The organism is Pseudomonas sp. OTU5201 (assembly GCF_038440135.1).
Lineage (GTDB): Bacteria > Pseudomonadota > Gammaproteobacteria > Pseudomonadales > Pseudomonadaceae > Metapseudomonas > Metapseudomonas resinovorans.
The window spans coordinates 1-19158 of the sequence record NZ_JASATC010000070.1 but is presented as its reverse complement, the minus strand read 5'-3'; the positions used below and the strand labels follow the sequence as shown (position 1 = coordinate 19158).

The window sequence follows — 19158 nt, the reverse complement described above, 5'->3', positions numbered from 1 at the left end:
CGGAATTCTCCGCCGGGGGTGGGAATTTTTTCCCCAGGGGCGTCTCACCCCCCCGCGCGCGGCCCCCCCCCGGCCGCTTTCACGATGAGGCCAAGGAATGACCAAGCGCGCCCTCGCTGCCCTCAACCGTTTCGTCGGCAACACATTTGCCCTGTGGATTCTGCTGTTCGCCGTGCTGGCCTTCTACCTGCCGGCCTGGTTCCTACCGTTGACCCAGTGGATCGTCCCCTTGCTCGGGCTGATCATGTTTAGCATGGGCCTGACCCTGGGTTACCTGGTCGGGCGTGTCTTCGGACTGCCGCTGGCCCAGCGCAAGACGCTTTCCATCGAAGTCGGCATGCAGAACTCCGGCCTTGGCGCTGCCCTGGCCAGCGCACACTTCTCGCCCCTGGCGGCGGTCCCCAGCGCACTGTTCAGTCTCTGGCACAACCTCTCAGGCTCCCTGCTCGCCGCGATCTATCGGCGCATGGACGACGGCCCCCGGGCCGAACAGCAGTAATTCCCGAGCCACTCCGCCGAGCGGACTTGTCCGGTCGGCCAGGATGTGCAAAATATTGCGCAACGTAAGGACGACCTTACCACTCTGCGAGTGCTCACCGGGGACGGCCCCAGCTCAATCTGTCGTCTCTCTGGAGGTCACATGTCCTGGATCATTCTCTTCTTCGCCGGCCTGTTCGAGGTGGGTTGGGCCGTCGGTCTCAAGTACACCGACGGTTTCAGCAAGCCTCTCCCCACAGCCCTCACTGTTGCCGCCATGCTCGTCAGCCTGGGCCTTCTCGGCCTGGCCATGAAAGAACTGCCCCTGGGCACGGCCTACGCCATCTGGACCGGCGTCGGCGCAGTTGGCACAGTAATCGCCGGTGTCATCCTGTTCGGCGAGTCCATGGCGCTGGTGCGTCTGCTCAGCGTCGCGCTGATCGTTTGTGGCTTGATCGGCCTCAAGCTCAGCCACTGACACCCAAAATGAAAAAAGCCGCGCAATGCGCGGCTTTTTTTCATTCACCGGGCATCACCTCGCAGCTCGGCCACCTGCAGCTGCAGGGTCTGGCGGTCGACCCGATCCGGTGACAACGGAGCACCCGCCACCAGACGAATGCGTGACCAGAAGCGCCGGAACACACCCTTGGCCGGGTCGCGGCTGAAGAAGCTGCCCCAAAGCCCCTGCAGCGCCATGGGAATCACCGGCACCGGGTTCTCTTCCAGAATGCGCTCTATGCCGCTCTTGAACTCGTTCAGTTCTCCGTCGGAGGTCAGTTTGCCTTCGGGGAAGATGCACACCACCTCGCCGTTGCGCAGGTACTCGGCGATGCGCTTGAAGGCTGCGTCATAGACCAGCAGGTCTTCATGCCGCGCAGCGATGGGCACGGTGCCAGCGGTGCGGAAGACGAAGTTCAGCACCGGCAGCTGGTAGATCTTGTAATACATGACAAAGCGCACCGGCCGCCGCACAGCCCCGCCGATGAGCAGGGCATCGACGAAGGACACGTGATTGCACACCAGCACCGCCGGACCTTCCTCCGGGATCGCCTCCAGGCCCTTGTGCTCCACGCGGTACATGGAATGGCCAAGCAGCCAGACCAGGAAGCGCATGGTGAACTCCGGCACGATCTTGAAGATGTAGCTATTCACCGCGATGTTCATCAGCGACACAACCAGGAACAGCTCCGGGATCGACAGCCCGGCGACGCTGAGGAAAAGGATCGAGGCAATTGCCGAGACCACCATGAACAGCGCATTGAGGATGTTGTTCGCGGCAATCACCCGTGCCCGCTCGTTCTCCGCCGTACGCGACTGGATCAGGGCATACAACGGCACGATGTAGAAACCACCGAACAGGCCGATGCCGAGGATGTCGGCGAGGATCAGCCAGGCCTGGCCGTGGCCCAGCAGCGCCAGCCAGTCATGGGGGACGGCGTCCTGCGGGAACTCGCCGGAATGCCACCAGAGCAGCAAGCCGAACAGGGTCAGGCCAATGGAGCCGAAGGGCACCAGACCGATTTCCACCTTTCCGCCCGAAAGCCGCTCACAGAGCATCGAGCCCAGCGCAATGCCCACCGAGAACACGGTGAGGATCAGGGTCACGACACTCTCGTCACCGTGCAGCAACTCCTTGGAATAGGCCGGAATCTGCGTCAGGTAGACGGCACCGAGGAACCAGAACCAGGAGTTGCCCACCAGCGAGCGCGAAACCGAAGGCCGCTGACCAAGACCCAGGCGCATGATCTGCCAGGACTGGCGGAAGATGTTCCAATCAAGCGCAAGTTCCGGCAGGGCCGCCGCCGCCCGGGGAATGCCGCGGCTGGCCAGGTACCCCAGGCTCGCGGTGAGGACGATGGCGCAAGCGACGATCGGCTCGTAGCGCTCGGCGGACATCATGAGGCCGGCGCTGATGGTGCCGGCGAGGATGGCCAGGAAAGTGCCCATTTCTACCAGGGCGTTGCCGCCCACCAGCTCATCCTCCCGCAGCACCTGCGGCAGGATCGAATACTTCACCGGGCCGAACAGCGCCGAATGGGTACCCATGGCGAACAGCGCCAGGAACAGCAGCGGCAAGCTATCGAAGAAAAACCCCAGAGCGCCCACCGCCATGATGGCCACCTCGGCCAGCTTGATGGCGCGGATCAGTGCATCCTTGGCGAACTTCTCGCCGAACTGGCCACCGAGGGCAGAGAAGAGGAAAAACGGCAGGATGAACAGCAGCGCGCAGAGGTTGGTGAAAACGCTCTTGTCGCCGGAAATGGCGAGTTTGTAGAGGATCGCGAGGATCAGCGACTGCTTGAAGATATTGTCATTGAACGCGCCGAGCAGCTGGGTCACGAAGAACGGCAGGAACCGCCGTGTGCCCAGCAGGGCGAATTGCGAGTGTTGGCTCATCTTCCTTGGTACCTGGTGGTTGGCAGTGGAATAGCCTCGTGCGCTCATGGCACACGTCGCTGATTGGACAGCAAGACACTGGCCGAAAGCCACATTCACCAGAAAGATCTTTGCACCATTTCCGCGAAAGCCAGCACACGAAGCCGATAGGGGCGATTTCAATGGCTCTGTCTGCGTTAGCTGTTGCGAGAGACTTACCAGCGTGCCAAGAGCCTTGTAGGAGCTGGCTTGCCAGCGAAACGGGGCCATTCGCTGGCAAGCCAGCTCCTACGGGCAACGCCGCTGCTTGCAACACGTCATGCAGACAGAGCCAATGAATTCGCCCCCACAGAGAGCACTCGCCGGAGCGACCGCTTAGATCGGCAGTTGCCCTAGCGCCCAGCGCAGCAGGAAAAACAGCACCAGGCCACCGAGGATGGTCGCCAGCAGGTGGCGACTCAGGGCGGCGATCAAAATCGCCCCCAGGCCTGCCAGCAGGTAGGCGTTGTCCAGAGCCAGGTGGACGTGCTGGCCGTCGGGCATCAGCATGCCCGGTACGACGATGGCGGTGAGCACGGCGGTCGGCACGTAGTGCAGGCCCTGGCGCACCAACGGCGGGAAGCTCAGGTTCGGCCAGGCGAACAGGCTGTAGCGGATGGCGAAAGTGATCGCCGCCATGCCAAGGATCAGGCTCCAGGTTTGCATGAGATGCCCTCCCCCATCAGATCGAGACGATAGCGACGCTCCAGCACCACACCCACGGCGATGCCACTGAGGGCGGCAGCCATCAGGCCCAGCTTGTAGGGCAGGCCCTGGCAGGCCAGCGCCACCGCGCCCGCTACAAGCGCGGCAGCCACCTGGGGCTTGTTGCGCAGCATGGGCACGACGATGCCGATGAAGGTGGCGAGCATGGCGAAGTCCAGCCCCCATGCCGCGAGGTTGGGCACTGCCTGGCCAAAGAGCACGCCTATCAGGGTGCAAAGCTGCCAGTTCAGGTACATGGCCAGGGCCGCACCCAGGAAGTACCAGTGCTTGTGCGGCGATTCGTCCTGCTCGGCATAGCGGTGCTGAACCACGGCAAAGGCTTCGTCGGTCAGCCAGAAGGCCAGCGGCATCCGCCAGCGGGCCGGCAGGTGGCGCACGAAGGGCTGCAGGGTGGCGCTGTAGAGCGCGTGGCGCAGGTTGACCACGAAGGTCGTCAGCAGCACCACCGCCGCCCCGGCGCCGCCGCCGAGCAGGGTAATCGCGATGAACTGGGACGAACCGGCGAACACCAGCAGCGACATGCCCAGCGTCTGCCAGGCAGACAGGCCGGCGCCAGCGGCGAGGGTGCCGAAGATGATGCCGAACGGAATAGCGCCAACGATCATCGGGACGATGTCTCGGGCGCCGTGGATGAACTCAGTGGTACGGGACATGGGGCCTCCTTGTCCCGAAAGGCTAGCGTCAGGCCATCAGTGCGTCTTGAACGATCTTGCGCAGGCGTTGCGATATTCGCCCGGCCCAACGCCATAAGCCTGCTTGAACTGGCGGGTCAGGTGGCTCTGGTCGGAGAAGCCCAGTTGTGCCGCCACACCGGCTGGCGCGCAACCGGCCTTGAGCAGGGCTCGGGCCTGGTCCAGGCGCTGCTGCTTGAGCCAGGCATGTGGCGGCATGCCGGTGGCGCGGCGGAAGGTTCGAGCGAAATGGAAGGGCGAGAGCCGGACCTCGGCGGCCAGCTCCTCCAGGGAGGGCGGCTCGGCCAGGCGCTCGCGCAGCAGGTTCTTGGCCCGCAGCACGGCCTGGGGCTCGCGACCAGGTGTACCGGGTTCTGGCAACCTGGCATGGCGACAGAACAGCGCCAGCAGGGCCTCGCGCCAGGTGGTCTGTTGCTGCAGGGCGCTGGCATCGCCTTCCAGCAGTTGATGCAGGTGAGTGAACATCCGCACCAGGTCAGGGTCTTGGTGCACGCTACCGATAAAGGCCGGCATGCCGGTCAGCGGCAGCTCGAGCTCCTCCAGGGCGCTTCGTACCAGGGCGATATCCGGATAGAACACCCGATAGCGCCAACCCTCGTCATGCCCCTTGGAACCGGTGTGCACCTCATCCGGATTGATCAACGCCAGGCTCCCGGCGCCGGCCAGGTGGTCGGCGCCACGGTAGCGGTAGCGCTCGGCGCCCGCCTCGACCACGGCGATTACATAACCGTCATGCACATGGGGAGCGAAACGTTGTTCGATGTATCGCGCGGACAGCAGCTCCAGGCCCTCCAGATGGCCCGCCTGCCAGAAATGCGCATCTTCCCGCTGCTTGCCCATGGCCTATGCGCTGAACAGCGCCTCCAGTCGTTGCTTCACCTCCGGCCAGTCGTGGTCGGTGATGCTATAGAGCACGCTGTCGTCGAGACGGCCGTCCGCCAGGCGGCGATGATTGCGTAGCACCCCCTCGCGCTGGGCACCGAGTTTCTCAATGGCACCCTGCGAGCGCAGATTGCTGGCAGCGGTCTTCAGTTGCACCCGCACCAGCCGCCACTCCTCGAAGGCGTGGCGCAGCATCAGGTACTTGATCGACGCGTTCAGCCCCTTGCCGTGCTCGCCAGCAGCGAGCCAGGTCCAACCGATTTCGGCGGCCGGCAGATTAGGCATGAAGTCGGCGAAGCGGGTCGTGCCCACCAGGTTGTCGCCCAAGCGGATGGCGAAAACCACCGCCTGCCCTTCCCGTTGGGCGGCCAAGCCCTGACGATACCAGTCCGGACGGAGTGGACCATTCATATAGACGAGGGCTTCTCGGTTTGCGTCGGCCAGGGTCACCAGAGCCGGGACATCGGCCTCCGTCAGCGGATCGAGGCGCAGGGCGCCGCGCTGCAGGGTGACCGGTTGTGGATTGAACATCTGCGCCTCCTCAGGCGAAAGAACCCTGCCGGATGAGAACGTCACGCCAAGCGGAAGTGCCATGCAGGGGCCCGCGCGAGACAAACGAAACAGCGCGGGCAGTAGAGCACGCTAGCAGTCCCCGGACGAGGGCTCAAGAGCGCCTGCGACCTTGGTCGCAGCGGCCTGACGAATTACCGGCTTTGGTGCGAAACTGCTGAAAGTCGAATTACGGCGGGTTCTCACCGCCACCGTCCCCTTCGGAGTTGCAATGTCGCTGTCCAGCGGGCTGATCGCCACGGTCGCCTTTCTCTACATGGCCGTCCTCTTCGCCATCGCGTTCTATGGCGACCGCCGCAGCGCGCCACTGTCGCCGCGCATGCGCGCCTGGGTCTACAGCCTGTCCCTGGCGGTTTACTGCACCAGTTGGACGTTCTTCGGCGCCGTCGGCCAGGCCGCCGGACAAGTCTGGAACTTCCTGCCCATCTACCTCGGCCCCATCCTGCTCCTGCTGGTGGCGCCCTGGGTGGTGCAGAAGATGGTGCTCATCAGCAAGCAGGAGAACATCACCTCCATCGCCGACTTCATCGCCGCGCGCTACGGGAAATCCCAGGCCCTGGCGGTAGTGGTGGCGCTGATCTGCCTGGTCAGCGTGCTGCCCTACATCGCCCTGCAGCTCAAGGGCATTGTCCTCGGGGTGAACCTGCTGATCGGCCCGAGCCCCGAAGCCTCCGGAACCCGTGCCCAGGACACGGCACTCATCGTGTCGCTGGTGCTCGCCCTGTTCACCATCCTTTTCGGCACCCGCAACCTCGACGCCACCGAGCACCACCGTGGCATGGTCCTGGCGATTGCCTTCGAGTCGCTGGTCAAGTTGCTGGCCTTCCTCGCCGTGGGTGCCTACGTGACCTTCGGCCTGTTCGACGGTTTCGATGATCTGTTCAGTCGCGCCCGCAGCGCCCCGCAGCTGGAAAACTACTGGTCGCAGTCCGTGGATTGGTCCTCCTTGCTGGTGCAAACCGGCCTCGCGATGCTCGCCATCATCTGCCTGCCCCGACAGTTCCACGTCACAGTGGTCGAAAACATCGAACCCCGCGACCTGCGCCAGGCGCGCTGGGTGTTCCCCATTTATCTGGCGTTGGCCGCGCTGTTCGTGGTGCCCATCGCCCTGGCTGGCCAGATGCTGCTGCCCAGCGGCGTGATCCCGGACTCCTTCGTGATCAGCCTGCCGCTGGCCGAGGCCCACCCGGCCCTGGCCATGCTGGCGTTCATCGGCGGCGCCTCGGCCGCCACCGGCATGGTGATCGTGGAAGCCGTGGCGCTGTCCACCATGGTCTCCAACGACATGCTGCTGCCCTGGCTGCTGCGCCGGCAGAATGCCGAACGCCCGTTCGAAGTGTTCCGCCACTGGATGCTCTCGGTACGCCGGGTGAGCATCGTGGTCATCATCCTGCTGGGCTACGTCAGCTACCGTCTGTTGGGCTCCACCGCGAGCCTGGCAACCATCGGCCAGATCGCCTTCGCCTCTATCGCCCAGCTCGGTCCGGCGATGATCGGCGCGCTGTTCTGGAAACAGGCGAACCGCCGTGGCGTGTTCGCCGGCCTCGCCGCCGGCGCCGCCCTCTGGGCCTATACCCTGGTGCTGCCGGTGATTGCCCGTGGCCTGGGCTGGCCGCTGGAGAACTTCCCCGGCCTCGCCTGGCTGATGGCCAATCCACTGGATCTGCCGATCGAGCCCCTGACCCAGGGCGTGGTGCTGTCGCTGGCCGGCAACTGGCTCCTCTTCGCCTGGGTGTCCGTGTTCTCCCGTACCCGCGTCTCCGAACACTGGCAGGCCAGCCGCTTCGTCGGCCAGCAAGTCTCCGCACGCGCGGCCTCGCGCACCCTGCTGGCGGTGCAGGTAGACGACTTGCTGATGCTGGCGTCGCGCTTCGTCGGCGAAGAACGCGCGCGACAAAGCTTTATCCGCTTCGCCTATCGCCTGGGCATCAGCTTCAACCCGGCGCAGAACGCTAACCAGGACTGGATCACCCACACCGAGCGCCTGCTCGCCGGCGTGCTGGGCGCCTCCTCTGCGCGGGCGGTGGTGAAGGCGGCCATCGAAGGCCGCGAAATGCAGGTGGAGGACGTGGTGCGCATCGCCGACGAAGCCTCCGAGGTGCTGCAGTTCAACCGCGCCCTGCTGCAAGGCGCTATCGAGAACATCACCCAGGGCATCAGCGTGGTGGACCAGTCCTTGCGCCTGGTGGCCTGGAACCGCCGCTACCTGGAGCTGTTCGACTATCCGGACGGCCTGATCAGCGTCGGCCGGCCGATCGCTGACATCATCCGCTACAACGCCGAGCGCGGCCTGTGCGGCCCGGGCGAGGTGGAATCGCATATCGCCCGCCGTCTGTTCTGGATGCGCCAGGGCACCCCGCATACCTCCGAACGCCTGTTCCCCAACGGCCGGGTCATCGAGCTGATTGGCAATCCCATGCCCGGCGGCGGCTTCGTCATGAGCTTCACCGACATCACCGCCTATCGCCAAGCTGCACAGGCCCTCAAGGATGCCAACGAAGGCCTGGAACAGCGGGTCACCGAGCGGACCCTGGAACTCTCCCAGCTCAACCAGGCGCTGATCGAGGCCAAGGGCACGGCAGAGTCCGCCAACCAGTCCAAGACGCGCTTCCTCGCCGCCGTCAGCCATGACCTGATGCAGCCGCTGAACGCCGCGCGCCTGTTCTCGGCCGCCCTCGGCCACCAGCAGGACGCCCTGCCCCGTGAGGCCCGCGAGCTGGTCAACCACCTCGACAGCTCGCTGCGTTCGGCCGAAGACCTGATCACCGACCTGCTCGACATCTCGCGCCTGGAAAGCGGTCGCGTCACCCCCGACCGCACGTCCTTCCCCCTGGCCTCGCTGTTCGACACCCTCGGCGCCGAGTTCAAGGCGCAGGCGCAGGAACAGGGCATGGACTTCCGCCTGCGCGGCAGCAAGCTGCGGGTGGAAAGCGACATGAAAATGCTGCGCCGGGTGCTGCAGAACTTCCTTACCAACGCCTTCCGCTACGCCAGGGGGCGTGTGCTGCTGGGGGCGCGGCGCGACGGCGACAGCCTGCGGCTGGAGGTCTGGGACCGCGGTCCGGGTATCCCGGAAGACAAGCGCAAGGTGATATTCGAAGAGTTCAAGCGTCTCGACAGCCACCAGACCCGCGCCGAGAAAGGCCTCGGGCTCGGCCTGGCCATCGCCGACGGACTGTGCCGCGTGCTCGGCCACACCCTGGAAGTGCGTTCCTGGCCCGGCAAGGGCAGCGTGTTCAGCGTCACCGTGCCGCTGGCCCGCGTCCAGCAGCCCTCGCCGGTGGTGCAGAAGCAGGCCGAAGCCAATGGCCAAGCCCTCAACGGCACCCAGGTGCTGTGCATCGACAACGAAGACAGCATCCTCACCGGCATGCACAGCCTGTTGTCACGCTGGGGCTGCCAGGTCTGGACCGCACACAACCGCCTGGAATGCGAACACCTGCTGTCTGAGGACGTGCGCCCGCAGCTGGCACTGGTGGACTACCACCTGGACGAAGGAGAAACCGGTACCGAGCTCATGGCATGGCTGCGGACCCGCCTCGGCGAGCCGCTACCCGGCGTGGTGATCAGTGCCGACGGCCGCGCCGAACTGGTGGCCGAAATCCACGCCGCCGGCCTGGACTACCTGGCCAAGCCGGTCAAGCCGGCCGCGCTGCGCGCCTTGATCGGCCGGCATGTGAGCCTGCGCTGATTTCCACGCCAATGCCAACCCGAGAGAGACCCTTCCGGGTCCAGACCAAGGCCGGTGCAATGACTGCCGGATCGCGCAGAGCGATACCCAGTTCCATGCAGGGCACGCCACCTTGCGAAGCAGCGCCAACTTATGGGGCAGCGTGTGGATAACTGTCGAGCAGTCGCCTGGCAAAGCTTTCCAGCTCCAGCCCCGGCAACCGGTTGATGCCAGCGGCGCGCTTGCGCCCTCCTCCCGTCGCAAAGTCCCGGCAGAAGGCATCCGCCTCTAGGGTAGCGTTGGCCGGCACACGCAGGCTGAAGGTCCAGTCACCATCGGCCCTGGCACTGAGCAGACCGAGGGCGCGCTGCGGATCGCGCGCAGCGAGCTGGTTGGCCAGCACGCCGCTGACCCGCCGTGCCCAGGGCTCCGAAGGCAGCCGGTACAGCGACGCCCCCTCACCCACGCGCCACGGTTCCAGGCTGGCCGCTGCCGCCATATCGGCGGCGTGGCCTTCGCGTAAAAGGGCGAAGCTGGGGCTGAGCCGGACGAACGCCAGTGGATCGTCATAGGGCAACAGCTCCGCCGCCAGTGCCACCGGATCGAAATGCAGGTCGGCAAGCTGGTCGCCATAGGCGTTGTAGTTCAGCAGCAGGCCCAGCTCTTCAAGCTCCGCCAGATCGTCTTGCGCCACCCCATGATGTTCGGCCAAGGCCCGCGCCGGTCCTGGCATGCCGTCCCCAAAGGCCGCAGCCACCGCCCAGCGGTGGAAACTCCCCTGGAGGAAACGATCCACCAGCAAGCTGGTGCAGACATCCGCCGCCACGTCAATGAAGGGTTCAAAGGCCGGGTGCTCCGGCAGATCGCCGGCAAAGTGGTGATCGAAGTAACGCAGCCCGGCGCCCGCCGTGAGAAGCCGCGCCGCATCGGCGCGGTTCAGATCAAAGGAAATGTCGAGCACCGTCACCCGTTCACCGGGCCCGGCCTGCACCCGCCGCAGCAAGTCGATGTCACGTTTCACCCCGCTGACCAGGCGCACGTCCGCCGCCAACTCTCCACCCAGACGGAGTTGCTGCAGGGCGCAGAGGCCGTCGGCATCGCCATTGAAGGCACAGTGATCGAGCATGTCCGTCTCCCCCGCGCTTAGCGCATCAATTCACCGCCGTTGGCGTCCAGTTGTGCGCCGTTGATGGCGCTGGCGAAATCGGATGCCAGGAACAACGCCGCACGGGCGCATTCCTCGTCGCCCGGCATACGCCCACCGGGAATGCCCGCACTGAACTCCGCACGCACCTGCTCTTCACTGCCACCCCGCGCAGCAGCCGCATCACGCACATGCGCCTGCACCGGCTCGCCCCACATCCAGCCACAGGCCAGGCCGTTGACCCGCAGGCCGTGCCCGGCCAGCTCGTTGGCCAGGTATCGCACCGCCACTGCCAAACTGCCCTTGGAAATCGCATAGGCACCACCGCCGGCGTAGGGCTGGTGCACGCCCAGGGTGCTGACCATGACGATGGCACCAGCGCCCTGGGCCTTCATCCGTGGCAGCACAGCGCGCGTCAGGTTCAGCGAGCCGAACAAATTGACGTCCAGCGCCTCCTGCAGATTGGCGTCGGTGCAGCTTTCCAGTGTGTCGAAACCACCGTGGGCGTAGGCGCTATTGATCAGCGCGTCGATGCGCCCGAAGCGCTCCGCCGTGGCGTCAGCGAAGGATCGGCATGCCGCTGCATCACTCACATCGGTGGACTTCCACAGCACCTGGCAGTCGGTGCCCAGCGCCTGGATGCTCGCCTCGGCCTGGCGCAGACGCGCCTCGCTACGGGCACAGATGGCCACCGCGCGAGCCCCTGCTCGGGCCGACTCCAGCGCCAGCTTGATCCCCATGCCGGGACCGATGCCGGAAATCATCACCACCTTGTTGTTCAGCAACATGTTCCTGTCCTCTTGTTCTTGTCGTCGTTCGGCATTCATCAGCCCACCAGGTAGCGGGCACGGTACTGGGCGTAGTCGTGCAGCAGGCGAGCCTCGTCGAGGCCGAAGGCAGCCGCGTCGTACTGGTGCACGGCGCGCTTGTCGCGGCCGTTGTCCATCAACCAATCCGCCATGGCCGCGCGGACGCCGGGCGCCAGTTCCAGCCCGGCGAAACGGTAGATGCGCGCCACTACCGCCAGCGGATCGCTCACCGTGTTCTCGAAGTGCACGTCCAGAAAAGCCTCGTCCGGCAGCCCGTCGCGGACCTCCAGGCTGTGCCGCAGGGCACGGGCCATGCGGCCGTTCCACTGTTCGCCGACTTGCGCCGGATCGGCCTGGTCGCTGTACATCTGCCAGAGCGTGTAGATGAAGCTGGCCAGCGAGGGGATGGTCTTGCCCGGTTCGCGATGGGTAAGGACCACCTGAGCACGCGGGAACACCCTGAACAGCAGTTCGAGGGTGTGCAGGTGCTGCGGGCTCTTCAGCAGCCAGCGGCGCCCAGGCGCGATACCGCGACGCGCCTGCTGCCATTGCAGGAACTGCAGCATCTTCTTCAGGTAGGTGTACACCTGGGTCTGGTCCTGGCGGTCGAGCCAGGCCGTGTAGGCCGGCACATTGACGTAAGAGTCCATGGCACACAGGAAGGAATGCTCCATGAGCATGAACTCCTCGTCCGGCTGCTCGGCGTCCAGCGGGTGGATGGCGAGGATCTGCGGCACGAACTCGACCATCGCGCAAACCTCCGCCCTCGCCCTGCCGATCCGCTCGGCGGGCTGCTCCAGCAGCTCCCCGGGTAGCGGCGCGGGGTAGCGGGTTTCCCACCACTGCGCCTTGCTGAATTGCGGGTCCACCGCCAGCAGGCGCTGCAGCAGGGTGGTACCGGTGCGCGGCAGACCGACGATCACCAGCGGATCGTCGATCGGTTGCTGGAGAATTTCCGGAAAACGCGTGCAGTGGTCCTCGATCACCAGGCGGTTGACCAACTGCGCTACCAGCTTCTCCCTGAGCAGGGCTTGGCCTTGCGCGGAGAGGCGCGCTTCGTCGTGCAGGGCACGCTGCAGGACCCGGAGCGCCTGGCGGAAATCACCGGGGCCGAAGTCGTCGAGGCCCCCGGCGCGGGCGCTGGCTTCGGCCAACAGGCTGTCCGGTGCAAAAGCGTCGGTCGCAATCATCGGGTCGCTCATTGCAACTCCTTGAGGTGGTCGAGCTTGACCACGCGTGTAGTGGGATGGACCGGACGCTCAGCACCTACCCAGCGCAGGCAATAGGTGCCCTCGGCATGCCCGGCGGTTTCCAGCCAATTCGGCAAACCGGGGTCGCGATGGCTGAGCACCAGGCACACGCCCCCTCGGCCGTCCAGACGCGCCGAGTGCTTGTTCAGGCAGATGCGGTGGTAGCGGTAGTCCAGCGATTCCATCCAGTAGTTGTTGATCTGCAGGTTCCAGAAGTTGCAGTCGGGCACCTGATCGACCTCGATCAGCAGCGCCTCGTCGTCTGCCAGAGACCAGTAGCCGTGGTAATAAATGATGTTCGGATCACCGCCCACGGCTTGGCACAGGGCCTGGTCCGCCAGCGGCAATTGGTTGGGTCGCGCCTGGTAACCCTGTGCCCAGTCGGCAAAGAGCCGCGCGGTGTTCTCGACGAAGCTCGCGGCGCGCTCCAGGCTCTGGTGCAGGCGCTCAGCACTCAGGGGCTCTGGCTGCTGGCGGCGGTCCAGGCGCTCGATGTGCAACTGCGCGGGCTGCTCACGTGCGCGGTCAAGGAAAGTCTGGCGCACGATCAACGCATTGCTCTGCGCCTCCAGACGCAGCCAGTTGCCGCTGGCGGGGCGTTCCTGGCTGAGGATGAGTTCGAAGCTGCCATCGGCCTCCAGCTGCAACTGGCTAGCATCGATGAAACCGGTCTGGATCATTTTGCCGTCGCTTTCGTAGCCGCCCTTCTGAGTACCGAAACTCAGGTACGCCACGCTGCCGCGCCGGCCGCTGACGCGGTACGCCCGCTGGCCGTTGAGGCGCGCGTACTGGTAGAGATTGTCCGGGTTGTCGGCACCGATCTTGGCTGTCTCGTGGGACGGCGAGAAGAAGCCGGGGAAGTCCGAGTCGGCGAACTCCAGGTGCATTTCCAGGGCGATGCGCAGCAAGCGGGTGAGGTAGCGGAAGCCCTCGGCGCGGGTCTGCGCGTCGGCGGGCGCCTCGTCCCGCAGTATCTGTTCACCGGCGTGCCTGATCCTGTCGCAGAAGTCGTTCCAGACCTGCCCGGTCAGCACCTGCTGTTCGATTCCATCTGTCGCCATGTTGGTCTCCTCGGGGCCGGCGGAAATCCCGCCGCTGCACAAACCTTAAGGAGAGCGGCGCGACCGATTCTTCGTCTGGGCGGACTAAGAATCGGCTCGCCGTTCGACGGGAAGCGGTCAGACGTCCGCCGGTTGGACCTGTACCTAGTCCGCCCGGACGAGGAGTCCGGACCGGTACGCTGGGAGCATCAGCCGCACCGGCGCCGCGCACTGCGGCACCGCCTGTGACTCAAGGAGTCCCCGATGCCTGAAGAGAAAAACCTGGTGCGGTCGCTGACCGTGGACATCGCCGCCCCTGCCGAACTGGTCTGGTCAGTGCTGGTGGACCTTGCGCGCTACCCCGAATGGAACCCCTTCACCGTGAAGGTGGAGTCCAGCCTGCGCCTGGGCGAGCCGGTGAACCTGTACCTGCCCGACCCGGCCCGCCCGGGCGAGCGGGTGCACGTGGTCGAGCAGCTCGCGAGCTTCGAGCCGCCCCGCTTGCTGGCCTGGGAGATGCACGCCAGCGCCGACAACCCGGACGCGGCGCGCCGCGAGCAGATCATCGAAGCCACCGGAGCGGACAGCTGCCGCTACCACACCACCGATCAGTTTCTCGGCCCCACTGCCGATCAGGTGATGGCGCTGCACGGCCCCTGGGTCAAGCAGGGTTTCGATGCCGTCGCACTGGCAGTGAAGGCACGGGCCGAAGCCCTGTTCGCCGCCGACCGCTGAAACCTTGTCCGGTCGGACGAAGAACCCGCAGCAACGCATTCCCTACTGTGGAAAAAAGCCGGCCCGCACCATGCGACGCCGGCTCCATCCAACGGAGGCAAGCAATGCTCACACACCTAGAACGGCTGGAAGCGGAAAGCGTCCAGATCATCCGCGAAGTGGTCGCCGAATGTGAAAACCCGGTGATGCTCTACTCCATCGGCAAGGACAGCGCGGTGATGCTGCACCTGGCGATGAAGGCTTTCGCTCCGGGCAAGCCGCCCTTTCCCCTGCTACACGTGGACACCACCTGGAAGTTCCGCGAGATGATCACCTTCCGCGACCAGACCGCCCAACGCCTGGGCCTGGAGCTGCTGGTGCACGTCAATCCCGAAGGTGTCGAGCGCGACATCAACCCCTTCACCCATGGCTCGGCACTGCACACCGACATCTGGAAAACCCAGGGCCTCAAGCAGGCGCTGGACCTCCATGGTTTCGACGCGGCGTTCGGCGGTGCGCGGCGCGACGAAGAGAAGTCGCGCGCCAAGGAACGGGTGTTCTCGATCCGTTCCGAGCAGCACCGCTGGGACCCCAAGCAGCAACGCCCGGAGCTCTGGCGCCTGTACAACACGCGCAAGCGCAAGGGCGAGAGCCTGCGGGTGTTCCCACTGTCGAACTGGACCGAGCTGGACATCTGGCAATACATCTACCTGGAGCAGATCCCCATCGTGCCGCTATACTTCGCCCGCGAGCGCCCGGTGGTGCAGCGCGACGGCACCCTGATCATGGTGGACGACGAGCGCCTGCCGCTGCGTCCCGGCGAAACGCCCGAACTGCGCAAAGTACGCTTCCGCACCCTGGGTTGCTATCCTCTGACCGGCGCCATCGACAGCGAGGCCGACAGCCTCACGGCAATCATCCAGGAAATGCTGGTGAGCCGAACCTCCGAACGCCAGGGCCGGCTGATCGACTCCGATTCGGCCGGTTCCATGGAGAAAAAGAAGCAAGAAGGGTACTTCTGATGAGCGCCATCTCCCACCTGGACCAGTACCTGCAGCAGCAACAGCGCAAGGACCTGCTGCGCTTCATCACCTGCGGCAGCGTCGACGACGGCAAGAGCACCTTGATCGGGCGCCTGCTCTACGAGACCAAGGTGCTCTTCGAAGACCAGCTCGGCCAACTGGAAGCGGACTCGAAGAAGCTCGGCACCCAGGGCGGTGACCTGGACTTCGCCCTGCTGGTGGACGGCCTGGCCGCCGAGCGCGAGCAAGGCATCACCATCGACGTCGCCTACCGATTCTTCGCCACCGACAAGCGCAAGTTCATTGTCGCCGACACCCCCGGCCACGAGCAGTACACCCGCAACATGGTCACCGGCGCCTCCACCGCAGACCTGGCGGTGATCCTCATCGACGCTCGCCAAGGCCTGCTGCCACAGACACGCCGGCACAGCTTCCTCGTGTCCCTGCTGGGTATCCGAAAGGTACTGGTGGCGGTGAACAAGATGGACCTGATGGACTATTCGGAAGCAGTCTTCCGACGCATCGAAGCCGACTACCGCACCTTCGCAGAGAAGCTCGGCCTGACCGATATCCAGTGCATCCCACTCTCGGCGCTCAAGGGCGACAACCTGCTCGAGCGCAGCGCCGACATGCCCTGGTACGAGGGGCCGAGCCTGCTACAGCATCTGGAAAGCGTTCCCCTGGATCACGACCGTGCCAGCCACTTGCCCTTCCGCCTGCCGGTGCAGTGGGTGAACCGACCGAATCTCGACTTTCGCGGCTATGCCGGTAACGTGGCCGCCGGCAGCATCCGCGTCGGCGAACGCATCCGCGTGCTGCCCACGGGCAAGCAGAGCCGGGTGAGCGGCATCTTCGGCCTGGCGGGCCCGCAGCCGGAAGCGGTCTGTGGCCAGGCCGTGACCCTGACCCTGGAAGACGAGATCGACATCAGTCGCGGCGACCTGATTACCCTCGCCGACGCAGCGGCGGAGGTGGCCGACCAGTTCGAGGCCACCCTGGTCTGGATGGCCGAGGAACCGCTGCTACCCGGTCGCCCCTACCTGATGAAAATCGGTTGCCGCACGCTGGGCATGAGCTGCGCCAACCTCAAGCACAAGATCGACATCAACAGCCTGGAGCAATTGGCGGCAAGGACCCTGGAGCTCAACGAGATCGGCGTGTGCAACCTCGGGCTGGACCAACCGATCGCCTTCGATCCCTACACAGACAACCGCGATACCGGCGGTTTCATCGTCATCGACCGGTTAACCAACCAGACCGTGGGCGCCGGCATGCTGCACTTTGCCCTGCGCCGTGCGCAGAACGTGCACTGGCAGGCCATCGACATCGACGCGCGGGCGCGGGCCGAACTCAAGGGCCAGACACCTCGCATCCTCTGGTTCACCGGGCTGTCCGGGGCCGGCAAGTCGACCATCGCCAATCTGGTGGAGCGCAAGCTCCACGCCCTGGGCCGGCACACCTACCTGCTCGACGGCGACAACGTGCGCCATGGATTGAACCGCGACCTGGGCTTCAGCGAGGCCGACCGGGTGGAGAACATTCGCCGGGTGGCCGAGGTGGCGCGCCTGATGCTGGATGCCGGACTGATCACCCTGGTGTCCTTCATCTCGCCATTCCGCGCCGAGCGGGAACTGGCCCGCAGTCGGGCCGGGGAAAATGCGTTCCTGGAGATCTTCATCGACACGCCGCTGGAACTGGCGGAACGGCGCGACCCCAAGGGCCTTTATCAGAAGGCCCGGCGTGGCGAGCTGAAGAACTTCACCGGCATTGACTCGCCCTATGAGCCGCCGCTGGCACCGGACCTCCACATCGACACCCGCCGCGAATCGGCAGAAGAAGCCGCCGAGCGCATCGTCGCGTACCTGCTGGCACGCTGACCGGCAACTCCGGCTGCCGTCGGCCCCATCCCCGGATGTCCTCCCGGGAGCGGGCCGACGGTCCCGAAGCCTAGGCCGAACGGACGATTTATCCACAGCTCGTCCGGCCAATACTCGCCCCATCCAGCCCGACAACCACAACAAGCGAGGCGCGGATGCACATCCTCGAACATGCCGACGACCTGGCGGGAATCGGCGCCCGCGAATTGAGCGAACTGCTGGCGCTGGCCTACCGTGGCCCGCTGGAGCCCACGCCCTGGGCCGGCCTGCTGGAAGCGCTGCGGCTGCGCCTGGACGCCAGTTTCCTTACCCTGGTCCTGCGCAATCCGGCCCACGAACGGCCGGGGTTGATCGTCAACGCGTCGATCCACGGCCCACACCTGCCGGGCGAACCGTCCTACAGCGAGCACTACTATGCGATCTGCCCCTTCCTACACTGGCCGACCGATCAGGTTGCCAGTGCTGACGAAGTCATGGGCAGCGACACCTGGCAGGCCCACGACTTCTACCGCAACTACCTGAAGCCACTGGATCTGCGCTATGTCCTGGTGGCCAATATGCGCACCGCTGCCGGCATGGACTGCGCCCTGTTCGCCTGTCGCGGACATGGCGGCAAGGACTTCGACACCGACGAAATTGCCCTGATCCGCCTGCTTCGCCCCCACCTGCAACAAGCCGTCGACCTGCATTCGGCAGTGGACGAGCTGGATTCGGAGCGGCTCCTTTATGCAGCCACCATCGACCGCCTGCTCGTGGGTACGGTGATCCTCGACGAATCAGGCAAGGTGATGCGCAGCAACCAGGCGGCACAGCGGCTGTTCGCCACCCACGACGGCCTCGAATGCCGACAGGAGAAACTGCTGGCCTTCGCCGGCAAGGACAATCGCAACCTGCAGAAGGCCATACTGGCGGTGCTCCAGCAGCACCAACTCGGCCGAGCCGACTGCATTGAAGTGCTCACCCTGGCACGCCCCACCGGGGAAGTGCCGCTGAATGTGCTGCTGCGCCCCATCGCGCTCAATTACGAGGGCCAGGGCAACACCCGGCGACCAGCCGTCGCAGTGTTCATCCGCAATCCCGGCGACTCGCCCCTGGCCTCGCGACGCCTGTTGCGCAGCCTGTTCCAGCTGACCCGCACGGAAACCGAGGTGGCGCTGCTGATGATGGACGGACTGACCCTGGACGAAAGCGCCGAGCGCCTGGGCGTCTCGCGCAACACCGTACGCGCCCATCTGCGCGGTGTCTTTGCCAAGACGGGTGCAACCCGCCAGGCGCAACTGGTGAAGACCCTGCTCAACAGCGTCGCGTCCTTGGCGTGAGCGCGGAATCGGGCCAGTAGCGGTTGGGGGCGTGCAACGAAAAAGCCCGGCAGAAGCCGGGTCAAAAGGCACAGACAATTTCGCTCAAACCCGCCCAGTCGGGCAGCAGCTCCCGGCTGTCAGGAAACCTCAGTTGTCGATACGCCGCTCGCTGACTTTGATCACGTCCTCAGCAAGCAGCGGCCAAGGCCGGCGCAGTGGTGGTGTAGGCGCCGTCGAGGTAGACCAGCGGGCTGATCTCCACGCTGTTGTGGATCGCCACAATCCGGCCGATGAAGATGCTGTGGGTGCCGTAGCTGAACTTGCCGTCCTGCCGGCAGAGAATCGCCGACTGGGCGTCGCCCAGGTACGGAATGCCGCCTTCGCTGCTGCGCCAGTCGCCCCGCTGGAAACGCGCCTCGCCCTTCACCGGGCCGCTGCACAGGTGCGACAGCTCCTCCTGCTCCAGCCCGAGGATGTTCACGCAGAAGTCCGCACCGGCATCCAGCACCCCGTGCAGCGATGCGCTCTGGTTCACGCAGATCAGCAACGACGGTGGCTCGGTCGACAGT

16 protein-coding genes and 1 pseudogene are annotated in these 19158 nt (G+C 65.4%); 7 read left to right on the top strand and 10 right to left on the bottom strand.

Annotated elements, in window-relative coordinates; translation table 11 throughout:
* Positions 1-256 precede the first annotated feature (256 nt).
* Together AAHM40_RS27400 and sugE are read left to right on the top strand one after the other, a co-directional pair.
* Positions 257-499 (top strand): annotated as a pseudogene (locus AAHM40_RS27400) (bile acid:sodium symporter family protein); the annotation flags it as partial.
* Positions 500-640: 141 nt separating this feature from the next.
* Complete coding sequence (sugE, locus tag AAHM40_RS26285) at positions 641-955, top strand: quaternary ammonium compound efflux SMR transporter SugE (RefSeq protein ID WP_028628233.1); 315 nt, start codon at positions 641-643, stop codon at positions 953-955.
* A gap of 44 nt (positions 956-999) precedes the next feature.
* Here sugE and AAHM40_RS26280 read toward each other — a convergent pair whose 3' ends face one another.
* The 5 genes from AAHM40_RS26280 to AAHM40_RS26260 form a co-directional block, all read right to left on the bottom strand.
* Positions 1000-2874, bottom strand: a complete 1875-nt coding sequence (locus AAHM40_RS26280) for an MFS transporter (protein ID WP_342247326.1) — start codon at positions 2872-2874, stop codon at positions 1000-1002.
* Positions 2875-3228: 354 nt separating this feature from the next.
* On the bottom strand, positions 3229-3558 hold the full coding sequence (locus AAHM40_RS26275; RefSeq protein ID WP_342247325.1) for an AzlD domain-containing protein: 330 nt from the start codon (positions 3556-3558) through the stop codon (positions 3229-3231).
* Positions 3540-4271 carry an AzlC family ABC transporter permease gene (locus AAHM40_RS26270; RefSeq protein ID WP_342247324.1) on the bottom strand — a complete coding sequence of 244 codons (732 nt, stop codon included), beginning with the start codon at positions 4269-4271 and terminating at the stop codon, positions 3540-3542. Before AAHM40_RS26270 ends, AAHM40_RS26275 begins: the two co-directional genes overlap by 19 nt.
* A gap of 36 nt (positions 4272-4307) precedes the next feature.
* Positions 4308-5150 carry an AraC family transcriptional regulator gene (locus AAHM40_RS26265; protein ID WP_342247323.1) on the bottom strand — a complete coding sequence of 281 codons (843 nt, stop codon included), beginning with the start codon at positions 5148-5150 and terminating at the stop codon, positions 4308-4310.
* Positions 5151-5153: 3 nt separating this feature from the next.
* The gene (locus AAHM40_RS26260; RefSeq protein WP_028628238.1) at positions 5154-5723 is read right to left on the bottom strand and encodes a GNAT family N-acetyltransferase; all 570 of its coding nucleotides are present in this window, start codon (positions 5721-5723) and stop codon (positions 5154-5156) included.
* 250 nt (positions 5724-5973) lie between these two features.
* Between AAHM40_RS26260 and AAHM40_RS26255 the strand changes: the two genes are divergently transcribed.
* Entirely contained in the window at positions 5974-9453 is a 3480-nt protein-coding gene (locus AAHM40_RS26255) for a hybrid sensor histidine kinase/response regulator (protein ID WP_342247322.1), read from the top strand.
* Between the two features lie 130 nt (positions 9454-9583).
* On the opposite strand, the gene AAHM40_RS26250 is transcribed toward AAHM40_RS26255, so the two are convergent.
* The 4 genes from AAHM40_RS26250 to AAHM40_RS26235 are packed head-to-tail and all read right to left on the bottom strand — an operon-like array spanning position 9584 to position 13696.
* Positions 9584-10558 (bottom strand): acetyltransferase, encoded by a 975-nt coding sequence (locus AAHM40_RS26250; RefSeq protein ID WP_342247321.1) that lies wholly within the window; start codon positions 10556-10558, stop codon positions 9584-9586.
* Positions 10559-10575: 17 nt separating this feature from the next.
* Entirely contained in the window at positions 10576-11364 is a 789-nt protein-coding gene (locus tag AAHM40_RS26245) for an SDR family oxidoreductase (RefSeq protein WP_342247320.1), read from the bottom strand.
* A 38-nt stretch (positions 11365-11402) separates the two neighbouring features.
* Entirely contained in the window at positions 11403-12587 is a 1185-nt protein-coding gene (locus AAHM40_RS26240; protein WP_342247319.1) for a sulfotransferase family protein, read from the bottom strand.
* The gene (locus AAHM40_RS26235) at positions 12584-13696 is read right to left on the bottom strand and encodes a DUF1214 domain-containing protein (protein ID WP_342247318.1); all 1113 of its coding nucleotides are present in this window, start codon (positions 13694-13696) and stop codon (positions 12584-12586) included. Before AAHM40_RS26235 ends, AAHM40_RS26240 begins: the two co-directional genes overlap by 4 nt.
* Positions 13697-13939: 243 nt before the next feature.
* Here AAHM40_RS26235 and AAHM40_RS26230 point away from each other — a divergent pair, with 243 nt between their 5' ends.
* From AAHM40_RS26230 to AAHM40_RS26215, 4 genes are all read left to right on the top strand, one after another.
* Complete coding sequence (locus AAHM40_RS26230; RefSeq protein ID WP_342247317.1) at positions 13940-14410, top strand: SRPBCC domain-containing protein; 471 nt, start codon at positions 13940-13942, stop codon at positions 14408-14410.
* Between the two features lie 47 nt (positions 14411-14457).
* Positions 14458-15411 (top strand): sulfate adenylyltransferase subunit CysD, encoded by a 954-nt coding sequence (cysD, locus tag AAHM40_RS26225; protein ID WP_446731627.1) that lies wholly within the window; start codon positions 14458-14460, stop codon positions 15409-15411.
* Positions 15411-17288: a sulfate adenylyltransferase subunit CysN gene (gene cysN, locus AAHM40_RS26220; RefSeq protein WP_342247315.1), complete on the top strand. Its 1878-nt coding sequence runs from the start codon at positions 15411-15413 to the stop codon at positions 17286-17288. The genes cysD and cysN overlap by 1 nt, the downstream gene beginning before the upstream one ends.
* Before the next feature lie 155 nt (positions 17289-17443).
* Positions 17444-18607, top strand: a complete 1164-nt coding sequence (locus tag AAHM40_RS26215) for a helix-turn-helix transcriptional regulator (protein WP_342247314.1) — start codon at positions 17444-17446, stop codon at positions 18605-18607.
* A 169-nt stretch (positions 18608-18776) separates the two neighbouring features.
* Here AAHM40_RS26215 and AAHM40_RS26210 read toward each other — a convergent pair.
* On the bottom strand, positions 18777-19158 hold a 382-nt coding region (locus AAHM40_RS26210; RefSeq protein ID WP_342247313.1), incomplete at its 5' end, for a flavin reductase family protein.

Coding starts and splice junctions, on each gene's coding strand:
- sugE (WP_028628233.1), top strand. CDS start 641: ATGTCCTGGATCATTCTCTTCTTCGCCGGCCTGTTCGAGGTGGGTTGG.
- AAHM40_RS26280 (WP_342247326.1), bottom strand. CDS start 2,874: ATGAGCCAACACTCGCAATTCGCCCTGCTGGGCACACGGCGGTTCCTG.
- AAHM40_RS26275 (WP_342247325.1), bottom strand. CDS start 3,558: ATGCAAACCTGGAGCCTGATCCTTGGCATGGCGGCGATCACTTTCGCC.
- AAHM40_RS26270 (WP_342247324.1), bottom strand. CDS start 4,271: ATGTCCCGTACCACTGAGTTCATCCACGGCGCCCGAGACATCGTCCCG.
- AAHM40_RS26265 (WP_342247323.1), bottom strand. CDS start 5,150: ATGGGCAAGCAGCGGGAAGATGCGCATTTCTGGCAGGCGGGCCATCTG.
- AAHM40_RS26260 (WP_028628238.1), bottom strand. CDS start 5,723: ATGTTCAATCCACAACCGGTCACCCTGCAGCGCGGCGCCCTGCGCCTC.
- AAHM40_RS26255 (WP_342247322.1), top strand. CDS start 5,974: ATGTCGCTGTCCAGCGGGCTGATCGCCACGGTCGCCTTTCTCTACATG.
- AAHM40_RS26250 (WP_342247321.1), bottom strand. CDS start 10,558: ATGCTCGATCACTGTGCCTTCAATGGCGATGCCGACGGCCTCTGCGCC.
- AAHM40_RS26245 (WP_342247320.1), bottom strand. CDS start 11,364: ATGTTGCTGAACAACAAGGTGGTGATGATTTCCGGCATCGGTCCCGGC.
- AAHM40_RS26240 (WP_342247319.1), bottom strand. CDS start 12,587: ATGAGCGACCCGATGATTGCGACCGACGCTTTTGCACCGGACAGCCTG.
- AAHM40_RS26235 (WP_342247318.1), bottom strand. CDS start 13,696: ATGGCGACAGATGGAATCGAACAGCAGGTGCTGACCGGGCAGGTCTGG.
- AAHM40_RS26230 (WP_342247317.1), top strand. CDS start 13,940: ATGCCTGAAGAGAAAAACCTGGTGCGGTCGCTGACCGTGGACATCGCC.
- cysN (WP_342247315.1), top strand. CDS start 15,411: ATGAGCGCCATCTCCCACCTGGACCAGTACCTGCAGCAGCAACAGCGC.
- AAHM40_RS26215 (WP_342247314.1), top strand. CDS start 17,444: ATGCACATCCTCGAACATGCCGACGACCTGGCGGGAATCGGCGCCCGC.